This window comes from Proteus sp. G4380 (genome assembly GCF_963885725.1).
Taxonomy (GTDB): Bacteria; Pseudomonadota; Gammaproteobacteria; order Enterobacterales; family Enterobacteriaceae; genus Proteus; species Proteus mirabilis.
The window spans coordinates 1-17365 of record NZ_CAWPAV010000013.1; the positions used below are offsets into that span (position 1 = coordinate 1).

The following is a 17365-nucleotide window of genomic DNA, read 5'->3' on the forward strand; positions in this document are numbered from 1 at the left end:
AAACTTACCCGGTTTAACTTCAATCCCTTTTGCTAATTTAAAGGCAGCCGCTTCTGCACTATTTTTTTCAGGGTTGAGCACATAAACAGGCTGATTATCAAAATAAGTCGCAATAGTCGTATCTAAGTAAGGTTTTAATGCCATTACAACTGGCTCCATTTTTTCAGGAGACACTTTATAGCTATCAATTTTCATTGACTTGATATATATCGCCCCAAGCTCTGCTTGATAAAAGGGCTGGCCTGATAAAGTTAAATTCACATTCGCGCCAGTTTTGCCAAACAAAGAATCAATTTTAAGAGAAGCACTACCAGAAAAGCTCACTTTTCCAGGCTCAGTACGACCAATTTGGATCGCTAAATCACTTAATGTGATATCGGCAGAAACAACACCGTCTTCCCCAATGTGTTTTTGTAATCCCGATTTTTGACTCAGATAGTCATTAATTACTTTTTCACTGACATCAAATTGTCTGATTTGATCACAGCCAGTCACTAAACTAGTTAATACAAATAAAGCAGTCAAAAAAATAGCTTTCATACACACTCCTTGATGGTAAACACGCTAAGTGTACCTGATCTCTATGGGGTAAGCATGGCTGTTTCAATTTTTTTACGATTAAATTGTCGATGTAGTGCGTAAAGGGTGATAAATCCTATTGAGCCTAATAAAAACCAAGGTAGTTCAGGCAGTTCAAGTTGTTTGCCAATATCATACATCCATCCCCCTCCGGTATAGCCAATCGCGCCACCAAAAGCTAACCCTAATCGACTAAAACCCATATAACTGCCTCGAGCACGAGGATCTGCTAAAGAGGCACTTAATGTTTCTCGAGCAGGCTCTGCGGTAATAGTACCTAGGTAAAATAGGGTGATAATAAGAAATATGGCATGTAATGAGTGGGTGATCCCCACAGGAAACATACTGATACTCATCAGAAATAAACCTGCCATTAAGCGTTGTTCTAGGCGAAAATGTTTTTCACTCCAACGGGCAATAGGGTAAAGCAGTGTTAATGATAATAAAGCTTCAATCGCATACATCCATTTTACTGCGCTAGGGGTGCCGGCAATTTCATTAACAACAATCGGAAACATCAGCATAACTTGTACCGACAGTACAAAGTATCCCGTAAGAGTAAGAACATACTGAACAAAACGTTTATCAAGAATAACGCGTTTTAGCCCTTCTTTTATCGGTGTTCTCGTGGTTGATATACGATAGGCAGGTAGTAACCAAGCATTAAAAATAGCCGCAAGAACGAATACGCCAGCGCCAACCCAACAAACTAAATGGAAATCATAAAGGAGTAACCAACTGCCAATTAAAGCCCCAATAACGGCACCCGCACTATCTTGCATTAATAATAAAGAATAAAACCGACCCCGTTCATAAGGGCGAGTTAATTTTATCACGAGGGCAGTTCTTGGCGGATCAAATAAAGTGCCACCGAGTGCAGATAAAATACAAGATAACCAAAGGATCCAAGGTTCATCCGCTAAAGCCATTAATGCAAAGCCAAGAGCACGTAATAGCATACCGGTAATAATCATCGGCTTAGCACCAAATCGGTCTGCGATGGCACCGCCAAAAATGCCTAAGCCTTGCTGTACAAGTTGTCTTAACCCAAGGGCAAAGCCGACAATCACACCCGCCCAGCCTAGTTGCTCAACAAACCGAATTGATATTAAAGGGAATACGACAAAAAATCCTAAAACAACCAGCATATTGTCAAGGAGGAGAAAGTATTTCCCTAAGGTGCGAGCTTGTGTTACCAGTGCCATTATTCACCATAAGTTAAACAAATGATTTAAAATAAATAAAAGGGAGGGCAAAGACAGAGCTTTGTTTATCTATTCTGTCTGTTAATTTTATTAATTGATAGCTTATTATAGATGATATTTTTTTATTGATGATAATGCTAGAAATAGTAGGATTACTTCAGAATAAGATTAATCAAAAATACAACAGGACTGATATGTTTGGTTATCGTAGTGGGATCCCTAAAGTTCGTTTTGAAACGAAAAGAATGATCGTTCGCTTAGCTTATGAAAGAGATGCAGAGAAGTTAGCTAATTACTATACACTAAACCGCCATTTCTTGATCCCTTGGGAGCCAGTAAGAGATAAATCGCACTATTTACCTTCAGGGTGGGAGCACCGCTTACTTTATATAAATGAATTGCATCGCCAAGAGAGTGCTTTTCATTTTCTATTATTGACGCCAAAAGAAGATGAAGTCATTGGGGTCGCTAATTACAGCAATGTCATGCGTGGTGCTTTTAATGCCTGCTTTTTAGGTTATTCAGTCGGTGAGAAGTGGCAAGGGCAAGGCTATATGTCAGAAGCATTGCATGAAACATTACGCTTTATGCAACGTCAACAAGGAATGCATCGTATTATGGCAAATTATATGCCTCATAATTTACGCAGTGGTAATTTATTGGCTAAACATGGCTTTGAACGAGAAGGTTACGCTAAAAATTATCTGCAGATAAATCAAGAATGGCGTGATCATGTACTTACCGCATTAACAACTCGTCCTTTTCCCAAAGGATAATGGCGAATATACATTAACATATTGAGTTTTTTGACTAAGGTGAACTATTTTTTGATCAAAAAAACAGTTAAGTGTATTCCTAGCAAGTTGATGATTGATTTTTCAGTGTGAGAGACGGAGTATAGTCTCTTTCTTTTTATTCCTTACCACAACAAACACTAGAATGAACTATGAATTTACTTAAATCACTGGCTGCAGTGAGTTCGATGACGATGTTTTCACGAGTACTGGGCTTTATTCGTGATGCGATTATTGCGCGTATTTTTGGCGCAGGTATGGCAACCGATGCTTTTTTTGTTGCTTTTAAACTACCTAATCTATTGCGACGCATTTTTGCCGAAGGCGCATTTTCACAGGCATTTGTTCCTATTTTAGCTGAGTATAAAAGTCAACAGGGAGAAGAGGCAACTCGTACCTTTATTGCTTATGTATCGGGAATGCTGACGTTGATCTTAGCGATTGTCACAGTAATAGGGATAGTTGCCGCACCGTGGGTTATTTATATTACGGCACCCGGTTTTGCTGATTCAGCGGATAAATTCCAACTCACAACGGATCTATTGAAAATCACCTTTCCCTATATTTTATTAATTTCATTAGCATCATTAACAGGGTCTATTTTAAATACTTGGAATCGCTTTTCTGTTCCAGCTTTTGCACCTACGTTGTTAAACGTGAGTATGATCTTTTTTGCTCTCGTTGTTGCTCCTTATTGTGATCCACCTATTATGGCGCTTGCTTGGGCTGTTTTAGCAGGAGGAATTTTACAGTTGGGGTATCAACTTCCGCATCTGAAAAAAATAGGGATGTTGGTATTACCGCGGATCTCGTTTAAAAATAGCGGAGTGTGGCGTGTTATTAAATTGATGGGACCCGCTATTTTAGGGGTTTCTGTCAGCCAAATTTCGCTGATCATCAATACTATTTTTGCCTCATTCTTGGTGTCTGGCTCAGTCTCTTGGATGTATTACGCCGATCGCCTAATGGAACTTCCTACTGGTGTGTTAGGGGTGGCATTAGGAACAATTCTATTACCTTCATTATCTAAAAGTTTTGCCAGCGGCAACACACAAGAATATCAGAAATTAATGGATTGGGGATTAAGGCTTTGTTTTTTATTGGCTTTACCTTGTACCTTGGGTTTGGCTTTATTATCAGGCCCTTTAACCATTTCGTTATTTCAATATGGTAATTTTAATGGGCATGATGCTCTAATGACTCAACAAGCATTAGTGGCGTATTGCATTGGGTTAATGGGGTTAATTATTATAAAAATATTAGCACCGGGCTTTTATTCTCGCCAAGATATTAAAACCCCGGTTAAAATTGCCATTGCAACGCTTATTTTGACTCAATTAATGAACCTTGCTTTTGTTGGGAGTTTAAAGCATGTGGGACTGGCTCTTTCGATTGGATTAGCCGCTTGTTTTAATGCAGGAATGCTATTTTGGCAAATCCGTAAACAAGATATTTATCAACCATTAGCGGGTTGGCCTATCTTTTTATTAAAACTTGCTATTGCGTTAGCTGTGATGAGTGCTGTATTAGTCGGCATGCTATGGGTGATGCCTGATTGGCAACAAGGGAATATGCTAATGCGTATTTTACGTTTATTACTTGTTGTTGTAGCTGGTGCCGCAAGTTATTTTGTCACTTTATATGCTGTTGGATTTAGACCGAAGCATTTTTCTCTACGCGCATTATAATTTTATTGTCAAACTGGCGCCTCACTGAGTGTAACAAAGTGGGGCGTTGTCTATTTATTACCACTATTTAACATCACCTATAGTTAGTGTTTTTCTCTTATTTTAGACAAAAAATATTGTTATCTAGATCACATTTATACCATGTAATTTACGCAATAAAATACATGATTAAATTTTCTAGCGAATAGTCGTGAAGGAAAACAAGAGATAAATATTTATTTTTTTATTAATTTTTTTTCTGTCAAATAAATAAATTCTCCATTTTTTGCCTATATTAGCCCATATTTAACCGTTAATTAATAAGAAAAACTTAACATATTTTAAAGGTGATGGGTTTAGACAAATTGTGTACTTTAAGTAATATTTTACATAAAGTAAAAAAATAGACGCTATTTTCTAGCAACTTACGCTTTGACAAATTATCTTTTTTTAGATAAACTCTCTTGTGTTGTTTAGGTTTAAAAATTGACACATCTGTTAAATATTTCTTACTAAATGATGAGATATTACGAATATTTCAAAATGTTGAGCTATATTTTAAAACATTTGAATTCTTTGATTTGAGACATATTATTATTTTTTCATTCAGGTAGATTAACAGTGACTGTAAAGTTATTTGCTTGTTATCGTTCAGTACTACTGAAAGCAATCATATCTATTTTGTCTGCGCTTCGGATAGATAATGCGATTGCTAGGGATAAGCAGTGAACAGTAGATTGTGTTAATAATGAAATTTATTTTGGATCTGTGATTGGTAAGTAGTTATAACTACTCATTTTAGGTCTAAAACCTGATAGTGGTTTTTTCATTTCTCCCGTCTTTGTTTTCTGTTTTTCCCTCTCTTTTCTTATTCTTGAATACCTTTCTTTATTTTTTCTATTAATAGCTCTATAACGCAAATTATTTTCTATCTAATTTATTATAATTAACTAAGCTATCAAGCGTTATAACCGTTGAATATGTAGAATAAAAACTACTAAATAATCATTTAACGAGTATTTTATCACACTAAAAAATAAAGTGTGTTTTAGGAGCGATTATGAAAAAGGCCATTATCCTTTCGGTATCATTAGCCACATTATTTCTTGCTGGTTGCACTGCAGATGGAAAAATCAAAACCTCTCAACTGACACCCGTTAACTGTGTCGGCGTATTTAATAAAACTAATGAACAAGTCAGCTTTACGGCAAAAGATGTTGATCAGCGCTTATACAGCCCAGATAAGCCAATAGACAGTGTTGATGGCTGGATTGATGTTAAAGATGTTTCTGGTCTTCTCTGTGAGGATGTGATCACGGCTAATGAAGACTAGTGATATTAGCATCAAGGCATGGTTTATTGTTAGTTAAGATAGTAACGGTTAATCAACTCGCTATTAAGTTTCTATCTATTAAGTTTCTATAATGAAAAACCGATGGTGATTTCACCATCGGTTTTTTTAGATAAATATAATGGCTTAATTACATTCTATCGACAGTTTCAATACCTAAAGTCTCTAAGCCTTGCTTTAAGGTTCTTGCTGTTAAACGTGCTAGCTTAAGACGGCTTTGGCGTACATTGTCATCTTCGGCCGATAGAATAGGGCAGTTCTCGTAAAAACCTGAGAAGGACTGCGCTAAATCATATAAGTATGCACACATCACATGAGGTGTACCTTCACGTGCAACCTGCGTGATAGTCTCATCAAACTGTACTAAACGTAGTGCCAGTTGTTTTTCATGAGGCTGTGTTAATGAGATAGGCTGGGTTAATGCGCTTTCATCTATATCTGCACGTTTAAAGATAGAGGCAACACGAGTATAGGCATATTGCATATAAGGTGCAGTATTACCTTCAAAACTTAACATCAGATCCCAATCGAAAATATAATCGGTGGTTCTGTTCTTTGATAAATCTGCGTATTTAACAGCACCAATGCCCACTACACGAGCAATATTATTTAATTCCTCTTCATCCATATCAGGATTTTTTTCGCGAATTAATGTTAATGCTCTTTCATGAGCCTCATCGAGTAAGTCAGTTAAACGTACTGTGCCACCCGAGCGCGTTTTAAATGGACGCCCATCTTTACCTAACATCATGCCAAACATATGGTGTTCGAGTGACATACTATCAGGAATATAGCCTGCTTTACGGACAATAGTCCAAGCTTGCATTAAATGCTGATGTTGACGTGAGTCGATGTAATATAATACGCGGTTTGCATGTAATTGTTCATGGCGATATTTAGCACAGGCAATATCCGTTGTTGTATAAAGGTAACCACCATCTTTTTTCTGGATAATGACTCCCATTGGTTCGCCTTCCTTGTTTTTATATTCATCAAGGAAAACAACAGTAGCGCCTTCACTTTCAACAGCAAGACCTTTTGCTTTAAGATCAGCAACAATACCCGGCAGCATTGGGTTATAAAGACTTTCACCCATAATATCATCTTCGGTTAAAGTGACATTAAGGCGTTGATAAGTTAGCTGATTTTGTTGCATTGTGATATCGACAAGCTTGCGCCACATAGTACGGCAGTATTCATCACCACCTTGTAGTCTAACGACATAATTACGGGCACGTTCAGCGAATACTTCATCTTCGTCATAACATTTTTTAGCTTCACGGTAAAACTCTTCGAGATCCGCTAATGCCATATCTGCGGCATTTTCATTTTGCTTTTTCTCTAAATAAGCAATCAGCATACCGAATTGCGTACCCCAATCACCAAGGTGATTAGCGCGAATAACATTATGACCTAAAAAAGAGAGAGTACGTGCGCTGGCATCACCAATAATGGTTGAACGCAAGTGACCCACATGCATTTGCTTTGCAACGTTAGGTGATGAGTAGTCAATCACAATCGTTTCAGGGGTTACCTTGGTAATATTAAGGTGCTCATCCGCTAATGCGAATTCGGCTTGTTGTGCAACCCAAACGGGTGATAAGAAGATATTGATAAAACCAGGGCCTGCTATTTCAACTTTATCTGCAATATCTGTGATATCAAGGTGTTCCAGAATTTTTTCTGCGAGTTGTCGGGGTGGGATACCCATTTTTTTTGCCGCTCCCATGACACCATTCGCCTGATAGTCACCAAATTGCACTTTAGCTGACTGACGGACAAGTGGTTCGCTATCAGCAGGGGCGCCAGCAGCGCTCATCGCCATACTGATTTTTTCTGAAAGAAAAGCCTGAATATTCACCGGGTTACCTTAAATTATTGAGAAAATAAAACCTGACGACATTAGCCAGACAGGTTTTTATAAAGAATATGAATTTAACCTTGAATTTATAACATATTCTAGCTAGAACATGCTACTATCTGCGCCTTATCTTTAAGGGTTTTTCTCTGTTTTTTCTCTTAGGTTACTTATCATGGTGCTTTTTTCCGCAATTCCTTTCTTAAATAACTTAACGCAAGAGCTTCCTCTATTTGCAAAAAATTTAACTCTACTGGCGAATAAACTATCCCTCGACCTTGATGCTTATCAAACCGATCATATATCGTTACGTTGTCACGATTTGGCGTTAGCAGAACAGTGGCGTAATGGCTTAAGTCAATGTGGCGAGTGTATTTCAGATAATATGATTAATGGGCGACCTATTTATCTCTTTAAGCTAGCCTCACCTTTAACACTGTTAGGCCAGCAAATATCTATTGTTGAGTTACCTTATCCAACAGATAAAAAATACCAATATCAAGGTTGGGAACATATTGAACAGGTAATAAATGTTGCTCCTGAAAAATTAGTTGAAAAGGTGATGACATTATTACCCCATCCTTTACCTGAAGGGATTAAAATTAAAATAAGTGAACCTAAAGCTGAAAAAGAACGTTTACCTAATCCAACCGTTGCCATAACCGATGGTATCGTTACCATAAAGTATCACCCATATTCCTTACTGAAAATTGTAGAAAGTGAGTGTTGAACAACATTTTTAGAAAATAAATTGCTTGTATCAGCACAAAATTCTGATATTGGAATTGAATGAGTAACGATATTCGACAACTATTATTAACAATTACTGATAGTAGTTGCTGAGAAATATCGTTATTTTCTAATTGCTTTCTGTATTAAGGATAGAGAGGGGTGGTATGGCAAAACTGGAGATTTGCTGCTTTGGTGCAGAATGCGCACTGATCGCAGAACGTTCGGGGGCTGATAGAATTGAGCTGTGTACAAGCCCGTCAGAAGGGGGTGTAACACCGAGTTATGGAATATTAAAACAAGTCATAGATCTCGTTCGTATCCCCGTTCATCCTATTATTCGTCCGCGTGGTGGTGATTTTTGTTATAGCCAAGCCGATTTTGCTGCGATGAAAAACGATATCAGTATGATCCGTGATATGGGTTTTTCCGGTGCTGTGGTTGGTATATTAAATGAAGAAGGTCACATTGATTTACCTAAAATGGCGATTTTGATGGAATTAGCAGGGCCTTTAGCCATTACGTTTCATCGCGCTTTTGATATGTGTATTAATCCATTGCTAGCGTTAGATCAGCTGACTCAATTAGGTGTTGCTCGTATTTTAACTTCAGGTCAGCAAGCTAATGCTGAATTAGGCTTACCTCTATTAAGAACACTGAATGAAAAAACCCAAGGGCCGATTATCATGGCGGGGGCGGGAGTTCGTTTAAGTAATATTCAGAAATTTTTAGACTCGGGATTACAAGAGATCCATAGCTCAGCGGGCAAACAAGCACCCTCGACAATGAATTATCGTAAAGCGGGGGTCACCATGAGTTCAGACAGCGAAGTGGATGAATTTACCCATTATTGTGTGGATGAAGATGTGGTGGGGGCAATGAAGGATATTATGAGTATTTATACAACATCTGTTAATTAATATAATCTTTTATAAATCGAAAGGGAGTGATAGTGTTTCACTCCCTTTATTAAATTTATTGACCAATAGCTAGATTATTAATAGCCAGACCAATCCAAGATGGAACGGGGCGATGTTTTCCGTCAGGTTGTGTTATCAAAGAGCACCACAAACCTGCTTCGTTACAAGATGAATCAGGCCTTGTATCACCTCTTACTGTGAATTCATCTGCCTTTAAAGCCAGCGCAGCTGAGCCACCGCCATCTAACTCCATAGATTGCGCAATGCTAAGGCCATAATATAAATGATGCAGATCATTGCGGCTTATTCCCTCTCTATAACTGCCACCTTGGAAAATATAAATAAGGCTATTGTTATCATCGGCACCCATTGCGAGTCGGGTTGTCTCTGAATCGCCAGAATCAGGGGTAGGAAGCGGTGTTAATCCGCGAACAGGTAAACCGGATCCTGATATAGCAATAAAGTGATATCCTGATAAAGAGAGTTCATTAGCATACAGTTCAATCGCAGGATCAGATACTTTTTTGCTATAGTAGATATCTATCCTAGATGTTTGATCTAACACCCAAAACAGTGCATCTAATGCGATTTGCTCATTATTGTTATTGATAAAGTAATTAGGCCCTGCAAAAAACTGATTGGGCTCGTTATGAGTACCATGAGTGGGCCCTTGCGCGATATTATCGTAATATATCCCTAATGGCACTGAGCAAAGATTACTCTGCCAAGTGGTGTTATTGAGTTGGGGACGAACATCAAAATAGTTTGCATTTAAAGCCACTAACGGTTTATCTAGTTTGTTCCATGCCTGTTCTGGGGTATAAAGCTCCGCTGTCTGTGAAGTGCCATCCTGTGTTTTAGCATTTGTATTACCTTCGCAGCGGGCTGCCTCGCCTTGATGAGTATCACCTAATAGATGAGGAATAAGGTATTTTTCTTTTTCATGGATCCTAGGAATAATCAGTAGATTGCCGTTATTGGCTAATGTATAGGTTCCTGAGCCTGCATTCATTGGTATTTCATAATGACCACCAAAAACGATATGACTTGGTTTTCCTGTTGTTAACGTTTCTGATTTTGCGTTCTCAATGAGAGAAAGCATTGCATTATAGGTGATATGAGATTCGATATAAGCCTCGCCATTACGAGCATTATCCCCTGTTATCTGAAATGAACCTACTGCTTTACCATGCTCCCTAAAAATAAGCCATATCTGTTTTATATCTACGTTATAATCCCCCGAGCGCACTGCGCTAAACTGCAATCTCTGCACATGTTCATCTATGTTATTAATATTTTCTGTTGATCTTATTTCTTGTGTTTTCCCTGTTAATTTATGAGTGGCATTGGCGATAATATCAATAGTTATCCCATCGTATTTCGCCCCTTTAAAGGATATCTTGTGTAGATAAACATCGATAAATAATGGTCTTAGATCTTTTCTATCACAAATATCAGTACTTAACTTTAAACTGACCGATTTATTATTGATATTTCGATTAGACATATTCACTTCTTTTCTTCCCCAGCAATTCCATTTTGCTGCTGGCGCGGGACTATTATCTTGCTTTGATGGTACAGTGGCAGAGAAGGCAGGAAATATACTGCACCCTATAATAATGGCTAATAAATAATGTTTTAACATAAAGTTTTCTCCATTTGGCTAACAATAATTTGATAAAAATTAAAATAGATCCTCATTAATAATGAATAAGTTAAAGATTAAAGTTAGCAAATGTTTTACTGCTTTTTATATTATAAAATTCCTCACAGTGGAGAATAATATTGAAATAGTGTTTATTGAGTTAAGTTTTATAATTAACAGACTGTTAAAAATAAATATCCAAAAAATAAAATAAAACAATAGAAACTGCTAATAATATTTATCGTTAAGAGTAAAAATAAAAAGATTATTAGTAGTAAAGACGCTAAAATTTTTTATTGCTTCTAGCGTCTATACTGTTTTAACGTGGGGGTTAATTAGTTTGGTATGTTGCTATTAGAGTAATAATGTATTTGTTATACCACATTGTTTAACAAAATCTTCATCGTGAGAGATTAATAATAATGTTCCTTGATATTGAAATAATAAATTTTCCAATAATTGTTTAGAGTCTAAATCTAAATAATTATCTGGTTCATCTAATAATAAAACGGCAGGGGGTTGAGGACTATAAATTAATGCTAATAGTGTTGCTTTTAATTGCTCACCGCCACTGAGTGTTCCTAAAGGAAATAAAGACTTGTTACCTCGAATACGTAACATACCCAGTTTTGTGCGCCACTGCTCAATGGTCATTAATGGCTGATATTGATATAACGCTTCAGCAACGGGTAATGATTTATCTAATAAAGTTAAATGTTGATCAAGATAGCAATAATTTGGGTTGAGACGATATTCGCCGGATAACGGGGATAGCTTGCCCATTAAACATTTTAATAAGGTTGACTTACCGCTGCCATTTTTACCTTGTATATGCCAATGTTCACCACCATAAGCGGAAAAGGAGTAGGGAGTTTGCTTGCCAAAAGGTAAAACAAGCTCTGTGGCAAATACATTTAACCGATGGCCATCGCCTTGATAGTTTAATATTAATTTTTGCTGATGAATATGAGTTAACTCTTGTTCTAACTGTTGTTTTTGTGACTGCATATCATCCATAACGCGCTGATGTCGTTTAACTATTGATGACTGTTTTTTCTCAGATCGATTGGTTTGCATATCAAGAAGTAACAGTGATTGAGAGCCGCTGTTTCTTATCTTTTCACCTTGTTTACGTCGCTGTAATGCTTTTTGTAATGTTACATGTTGTTGGCGTTTTTCCTGTTTTATTTGACTATTGATACGCTCATTTGCAGCTTCGATTGAGGCTATTTGCGCATTTTTTTGTGTTTCATAAAGCGAATAATTACCGCCATATTCTTGTAAGCCTTTTTCACTCAGTTCAAATATATTTTCAGCATAAGATAATAAATGTCGATTATGGCTAATAAATAATACACCCGATTTATGCTGCATTAATTGTTCAACGAGCCATTGCTGACCTTGATGATCGAGATGGTTATCTGGTTCATCTAATAATAGAAAATGATCGTCATGTAAAAAAGCCTGACATAATGCTAAACGAGTTTGCTCACCACCACTTAAGTGGGGAATAGGTGTATCAAGTGAAACCGGCAGTTGTGCTGAATGAAGTAAATTTTGCCAAGTCATGGGCAAATGCCACTTATCTTCAAGTAACTCAAAATCTTCTAATGAAGCACTGCCGTTATCAACCCGTTTAAATGCTTGAAAAAAAGTATCTATACCTAAAGCATCAGCAATGGTGTTACCTGTTAGGCGAGTAAGCTGATCGACATGAATAAAAGGCATACGCCACATGATATGGCCTGATGAAGGCAATAGTTTTTGTGCTAACAATTTTAACAGCACCGATTTTCCTTTACCGTTCTGACCAATTAAAGCATTTCTTTGGCAAGCCAGTGAATGAGTCAGCGGTGGGAAAAGCGCTTCTTGATTGAATTCAATATTAAGCTGAGAAAATTGACAGGCGATCGTCATAATTAAGCCTCCTAAAAAATAGGTGGCAGACAGCAATGATCTTAATTGAGTTTATAGAGCAATAAACGAGTGTCTGCCAGTAACAGAAAATGGATACCAAAACGGTATTGAGAGAATTTTCTGGCAGAATTTAGTTCATTGTAGGGAAGTACCTCTTGGAGAGAAAAAAAGATAAAATCATGAAGAATTATAATGACAAAAAAACCTTAATCAATACTCAAATAAAATTTATTGTTTATAGACACGGGGATTTTATATAAACAGAAAATAAAACCAACAGGTTATAAAAAGGGTATTATTGATAAATACCCTTCTTATAGAAATGACTCGTGGTTAATTAAGGTTTAGTCGCAATTAAAATTGCCCGTTTAGGCGCTGGATAGCCTTCAACGGTTTTGGTGTGATCGAGAGGATCTAAGAATGCTTCTAATGAATCAGTCACCATCCAATCCGTTTTACGTTGCTCTTCGAGTGATGTGACATTTTCATCAACAATGCGTACATCTTTAAAACCGCATTTTTCTAACCATACTTTGAGCATTTTGGCTGACGGTATAAAGTACACATTACGCATCTGTGCATAACGCTCACCAGGAATTAAACATTGGAATTCATCACCATCAATCACAAGACTCTCTAATACTAATTCACCACCAGAAACGAGCTGATTTTTCAATTGCCAAAGATGATCAAGTGGTGAACGACGGTGGTAAAGAACCCCCATTGAAAATACCGTATCAAAAGCATTTAGTTCTGGCATTTGTTCAATGCCGACAGGAATTAAATGGGCACGCTGATCGTTACCTAATAATTTTCTGACTGCTTCAAATTGGCATAAAAAGAGCTGAGTGGGATCGATACCGACAACAAAATCAGCCCCTTCACCAAGCATTCGCCACATATGATAACCACTGCCACAACCAACATCTAAAACTAATCGGCCTTTAAGAGGCGAAAGATGGGGCAATACGCGATCCCATTTCCAATCTGAACGCCATTCAGTATCAATATTGACACCATAAAGAGAAAAAGGGCCTTTGCGCCATGGCATTAACGCTTTTAGAATATTCGTTAAACCAAGTTGTTCACCGGTACTTAATGCTGGGGTTTTATTGGCGATAACGCCTTGCTTTAAATTAAGTTCAGAGGGCGTAATCTCAGGTAAGTTTTCCAGCATTCTTTCCCATGAAGCAAAATGGCCATGTAAAGCATGGGCGCGCCATTCTGATAATTGTGCCGGCAGCGTATCAAGCCAATGAAATAACCGTTCATCTTGCGCAATATGTTGATAAAATGAGCTAAAATTTATCATGATTATTCGCCTTTGATGGCTAACAGAGAGCCAAAATTAAAACATTGGAACCAAACTTCAGCATGAGGAAAACCTGCTTGATGTAAGCGTGATTTATGTGTTTCAACAGGATCAGTGAGCATCACATTTTCTAACATACTACGTTTTTGACTAATCTCTAATTCACTGTAGCCATTAGCACGTTTAAAGTCGTGGTGCATATTAAACAGTAATTCACCAATTTGTTTATCTTGAAAACTGAATTTTTCTGATAACACTAAAACCCCACCAGGATTTAACCCTTGGTAAATTCGATTTAATAATCTTTGGCGATTATCAGGGGCTAAAAATTGTAAGGTGAAATTAAGGACAACCATTGAGGCATTATTAATGTCAATATCAAGGATATCGCCTTCAATAATTTCAACGGGTGTTGCTGCTTTATAAGCATCAATATGACGTTGACAACGCTCAACCATCGCAGGTGAATTATCAACACCAATAATTTTACATCCCGCTACATCGATATTACGACGCATAGAAAGGGTAGCAGCACCTAACGAACATCCTAAGTCATAAACTTGGCTATGAGGGGTGACAAAACGACCCGCTAACATGCCTATCATGGAAATAATATTGGAGTAACCGGGCACTGAGCGTTTGATCATATCAGGAAACACTTCAGCGACTTTTTCATCAAAGCGCCAGTCACCAAGATTAGCAATAGGTGTCGCAAATAAGTTGTCTTGTGGTGCTGATTTTGAATTAGACATAACTAAAATAGACTTAAAGAATAAAAGAAGCGGGTATTCTACCAGAAGCGACGTTGCTCACAAAGTTGCATTATTTAGAAATAAATTAGAAAAACAGGTAAACCTTTTCGATACCTTGCCGTTATTAGACTCAACAGCAAGGATGTCTATTGTGATCATGGATGATCATATTTTCCTTGTGGTATTAATAGTAGAAGGAAAAAATTTGTATCCAAGGAAGGAAGTAAATATTAGCAAGGATCATTAAGACCATTGATAAATAGGTTGCGGCCATACCAGAGCGACGCCAGCGTATCTCGCGGTGTTTCAACCCGTAAGAGTGAAGAAGACGACCGGCTATTAAAATGGAGCCACAAATATGTACCATCCAAACAAAGGCGCCATTCATTTCCATGATAAGTAATAAAATCATAGAAATAGGGATGTATTCCACTGCATTACCATGGACGCGAATAGCGGTTTGTAACTCATAAAAACCACCATCACCGTATGCAACTCGATATTGTGTTCTAAGTTTTACAACATTTAGGGACAATTTAATCAATAATAGTGCGCCCAATACGATATAAAGCGAGCTAACCATCTTTTCTCCATTGCCAAAACTAAAAAAACGGCGAATTTAATGATAAACCTCAAAGCGATTTATGTCGCTATAAATAATTATTATTAATTAATTATTTGGGGATTAGCAAATCCTTGAAAAGATGTATCATATAATCTAGGTCTATACTCTTATCGTCGGGAAGAATTTTCGTTATAATGTCTGCCTTTTTTTTTGACACTACTCGAAAAAGACTATTGCCAAAATTTCCGCAGCAGAAAGCACAACAAGCTGAGTAAAAGGATATTGTATGCGTACTAATTATTGTGGGCAGTTGAATAGCGCCCATGTGGGCCAAAAAGTGACTCTTTGTGGTTGGGTTAACCGCCGCCGTGACTTAGGTGGACTTATCTTTATTGATATGCGAGATCGTGAAGGTATCGTTCAGGTCTTTTTTGACCCAGAGCAGAAAGAGGCATTTTCACAGGCTTCAGAACTGCGTAATGAATTTTGTATTCAAGTCACAGGAACAGTACGTGCTCGCCCTGATAGCCAAGTTAATAAAAATATGGCAACAGGTGAAATTGAACTAGCGGCAGAATCGCTGTCTATTTTTAACCGTTCTGAAGCGCTACCTTTAGATAGCAACCAAACGAATACAGAAGAGCGTCGTTTAACTTATCGTTATTTAGATTTACGTCGCCCTGAAATGTCACAACGCCTAAAAACTCGTGCGAAAATCACAAGTTTTGTTCGTCGCTTTATGGATGGTGAAGGGTTCCTTGATGTAGAAACGCCAATGCTAACTAAAGCAACGCCAGAAGGTGCGCGTGACTATTTAGTACCAAGTCGTGTTCATAAAGGTAAATTCTACGCATTACCTCAATCACCACAGCTTTTCAAACAGCTGTTAATGATGTCTGGTTTTGATCGCTATTATCAAATCGTAAAATGTTTCCGTGATGAAGATTTACGTGCTGATCGCCAACCTGAATTTACCCAAATCGATGTTGAAACCTCTTTCATGACCGCAGAACAAGTGCGTGAAGTGATGGAGCGGATGATCCACGCATTGTGGCTAGATATCCTGAATGTTGATTTAGGGGCATTCCCTGTCATGACCTTTGCTGAGGCTATGCGTCGTTACGGCTCTGATAAACCAGACCTACGTAACCCAATGGAACTCATCGATATCGCTGATTTAGTGAAAAATGTTGAGTTTAGCGTCTTTGCACAAGCGGCTAATGATGAAAAATGTCGTGTTATCGCGTTACGTGTACCGGGTGGTGCATCGTTAACTCGTAAAAATATCGACGAATATACTCAATTTGTCAGTATTTATGGTGCCAAAGGCCTAGCGTGGATGAAAGTCAATGAAAAGGCAAAAGGTATCGAAGGGGTACAAAGCCCTATTGCTAAATTCCTGACTAATGATGTGGTTAACAGCATCTTAGCGGCAACAAATGCAACAGATGGCGACTTAATTTTCTTTGGTGCGGGTCGTCAAGGTACCATGAGTGATGCTATGGGAGCGTTGCGCCTGAAAGTCGGTCGTGATCTGGAACTAACCGATCTTAACGCATGGAAACCACTGTGGGTTATTGATTTCCCAATGTTTGAAGAAGATGAAGATACCGGCAGCCTAAGTGCAATGCACCATCCATTTACTTCACCAAAAGATCTCACGCCGGCAGAACTAACCGCACATCCTGTAGGCGCTGTAGCTAATGCCTATGATATGGTCATTAACGGTTATGAAGTTGGTGGCGGCTCAGTGCGTATCCATCGTAATGAAATGCAACAAGCGGTATTTAGCATTTTAGGTATTACTCCGGATGAGCAACGTGAGAAATTCGGTTTCTTATTAGATGCGCTAAAATTTGGTACACCACCGCATGCCGGGTTAGCATTTGGTTTAGACCGCTTAGTGATGTTATTAACAGGAACAGATAATATCCGTGATGTTATCGCGTTCCCGAAAACCACGGCAGCGGCTTGCTTAATGACCAATGCACCAAGTTTTGCAAATGAAGACGCGTTAAAAGAGCTGGCTATTCAAGTGACAGAAAAAGAAGTTAGCACAGATAACGAGTAA

14 protein-coding genes are annotated in these 17365 nt (G+C 37.9%); 6 read left to right on the plus strand and 8 right to left on the minus strand.

Going from position 1 to position 17365, the window contains the following annotated elements; all coding sequences use genetic code 11:
• Both AACU98_RS00620 and mdtH read right to left on the minus strand, forming a co-directional pair.
• Positions 1–540 (minus strand): lipoprotein (locus tag AACU98_RS00620; RefSeq protein ID WP_161734664.1); only part of this gene is annotated, 540 nt, incomplete at its 3' end.
• A 41-nt stretch (positions 541–581) separates the two neighbouring features.
• Complete coding sequence (gene mdtH / locus AACU98_RS00625; protein WP_004242700.1) at positions 582–1784, minus strand: multidrug efflux MFS transporter MdtH; 1203 nt, start codon at positions 1782–1784, stop codon at positions 582–584.
• Positions 1785–1978: 194 nt separating this feature from the next.
• Between mdtH and rimJ the strand changes: the two genes are divergently transcribed.
• The 3 genes from rimJ to AACU98_RS00640 all read left to right on the plus strand — a co-directional run bounded on the left by rimJ (position 1979) and on the right by AACU98_RS00640 (position 5578).
• On the plus strand, positions 1979–2560 hold the full coding sequence (rimJ, locus tag AACU98_RS00630; protein WP_004251376.1) for a ribosomal protein S5-alanine N-acetyltransferase: 582 nt from the start codon (positions 1979–1981) through the stop codon (positions 2558–2560).
• 170 nt (positions 2561–2730) lie between these two features.
• Complete coding sequence (gene murJ / locus AACU98_RS00635) at positions 2731–4266, plus strand: murein biosynthesis integral membrane protein MurJ (protein WP_004242702.1); 1536 nt, start codon at positions 2731–2733, stop codon at positions 4264–4266.
• A gap of 1039 nt (positions 4267–5305) precedes the next feature.
• Positions 5306–5578, plus strand: coding sequence for a hypothetical protein (locus tag AACU98_RS00640; protein ID WP_004247976.1), 273 nt, complete (start codon positions 5306–5308; stop codon positions 5576–5578).
• Between the two features lie 148 nt (positions 5579–5726).
• Here the strand turns inward: AACU98_RS00640 and argS are convergent, their stop codons facing one another.
• A complete protein-coding gene (argS, locus tag AACU98_RS00645; protein ID WP_012367856.1) occupies positions 5727–7457 on the minus strand; it encodes an arginine--tRNA ligase in 1731 nt (576 codons plus the stop codon).
• 172 nt (positions 7458–7629) lie between these two features.
• Between argS and AACU98_RS00650 the strand changes: the two genes are divergently transcribed.
• Positions 7630–8184: a VOC family protein gene (locus AACU98_RS00650; RefSeq protein ID WP_004242708.1), complete on the plus strand. Its 555-nt coding sequence runs from the start codon at positions 7630–7632 to the stop codon at positions 8182–8184.
• Positions 8185–8350: 166 nt separating this feature from the next.
• Positions 8351–9103 carry a copper homeostasis protein CutC gene (gene cutC / locus AACU98_RS00655; RefSeq protein WP_004242710.1) on the plus strand — a complete coding sequence of 251 codons (753 nt, stop codon included), beginning with the start codon at positions 8351–8353 and terminating at the stop codon, positions 9101–9103.
• A gap of 55 nt (positions 9104–9158) precedes the next feature.
• Here cutC and AACU98_RS00660 read toward each other — a convergent pair whose 3' ends face one another.
• The 5 genes from AACU98_RS00660 to AACU98_RS00680 all read right to left on the minus strand — a co-directional run bounded on the left by AACU98_RS00660 (position 9159) and on the right by AACU98_RS00680 (position 15312).
• Positions 9159–10748 (minus strand): phosphodiester glycosidase family protein, encoded by a 1590-nt coding sequence (locus tag AACU98_RS00660; RefSeq protein ID WP_004242712.1) that lies wholly within the window; start codon positions 10746–10748, stop codon positions 9159–9161.
• Between the two features lie 354 nt (positions 10749–11102).
• Complete coding sequence (locus tag AACU98_RS00665) at positions 11103–12665, minus strand: ATP-binding cassette domain-containing protein (protein WP_161734667.1); 1563 nt, start codon at positions 12663–12665, stop codon at positions 11103–11105.
• Positions 12666–13002: 337 nt separating this feature from the next.
• On the minus strand, positions 13003–13977 hold the full coding sequence (gene cmoB / locus AACU98_RS00670) for a tRNA 5-methoxyuridine(34)/uridine 5-oxyacetic acid(34) synthase CmoB (protein ID WP_049218777.1): 975 nt from the start codon (positions 13975–13977) through the stop codon (positions 13003–13005).
• A gap of 2 nt (positions 13978–13979) precedes the next feature.
• The gene (cmoA, locus tag AACU98_RS00675) at positions 13980–14729 is read right to left on the minus strand and encodes a carboxy-S-adenosyl-L-methionine synthase CmoA (RefSeq protein WP_004242718.1); all 750 of its coding nucleotides are present in this window, start codon (positions 14727–14729) and stop codon (positions 13980–13982) included.
• 184 nt (positions 14730–14913) lie between these two features.
• Positions 14914–15312, minus strand: a complete 399-nt coding sequence (locus AACU98_RS00680; protein ID WP_004242719.1) for an MAPEG family protein — start codon at positions 15310–15312, stop codon at positions 14914–14916.
• A gap of 268 nt (positions 15313–15580) precedes the next feature.
• Here AACU98_RS00680 and aspS point away from each other — a divergent pair, with 268 nt between their 5' ends.
• Positions 15581–17365, plus strand: coding sequence for an aspartate--tRNA ligase (gene aspS / locus AACU98_RS00685; RefSeq protein ID WP_004247980.1), 1785 nt, complete (start codon positions 15581–15583; stop codon positions 17363–17365).

What these genes read in the sequence shown, in the direction of transcription:
- mdtH (WP_004242700.1), bottom strand. Translation starts at nt 1,784, where the DNA reads ATGGCACTGGTAACACAAGCTCGCACCTTAGGGAAATACTTTCTCCTC.
- rimJ (WP_004251376.1), top strand. Translation starts at nt 1,979, where the DNA reads ATGTTTGGTTATCGTAGTGGGATCCCTAAAGTTCGTTTTGAAACGAAA.
- murJ (WP_004242702.1), top strand. Translation starts at nt 2,731, where the DNA reads ATGAATTTACTTAAATCACTGGCTGCAGTGAGTTCGATGACGATGTTT.
- AACU98_RS00640 (WP_004247976.1), top strand. Translation starts at nt 5,306, where the DNA reads ATGAAAAAGGCCATTATCCTTTCGGTATCATTAGCCACATTATTTCTT.
- AACU98_RS00650 (WP_004242708.1), top strand. Translation starts at nt 7,630, where the DNA reads ATGGTGCTTTTTTCCGCAATTCCTTTCTTAAATAACTTAACGCAAGAG.
- cutC (WP_004242710.1), top strand. Translation starts at nt 8,351, where the DNA reads ATGGCAAAACTGGAGATTTGCTGCTTTGGTGCAGAATGCGCACTGATC.
- AACU98_RS00660 (WP_004242712.1), bottom strand. Translation starts at nt 10,748, where the DNA reads ATGTTAAAACATTATTTATTAGCCATTATTATAGGGTGCAGTATATTT.
- AACU98_RS00665 (WP_161734667.1), bottom strand. Translation starts at nt 12,665, where the DNA reads ATGACGATCGCCTGTCAATTTTCTCAGCTTAATATTGAATTCAATCAA.
- cmoB (WP_049218777.1), bottom strand. Translation starts at nt 13,977, where the DNA reads ATGATAAATTTTAGCTCATTTTATCAACATATTGCGCAAGATGAACGG.
- cmoA (WP_004242718.1), bottom strand. Translation starts at nt 14,729, where the DNA reads ATGTCTAATTCAAAATCAGCACCACAAGACAACTTATTTGCGACACCT.
- AACU98_RS00680 (WP_004242719.1), bottom strand. Translation starts at nt 15,312, where the DNA reads ATGGTTAGCTCGCTTTATATCGTATTGGGCGCACTATTATTGATTAAA.
- aspS (WP_004247980.1), top strand. Translation starts at nt 15,581, where the DNA reads ATGCGTACTAATTATTGTGGGCAGTTGAATAGCGCCCATGTGGGCCAA.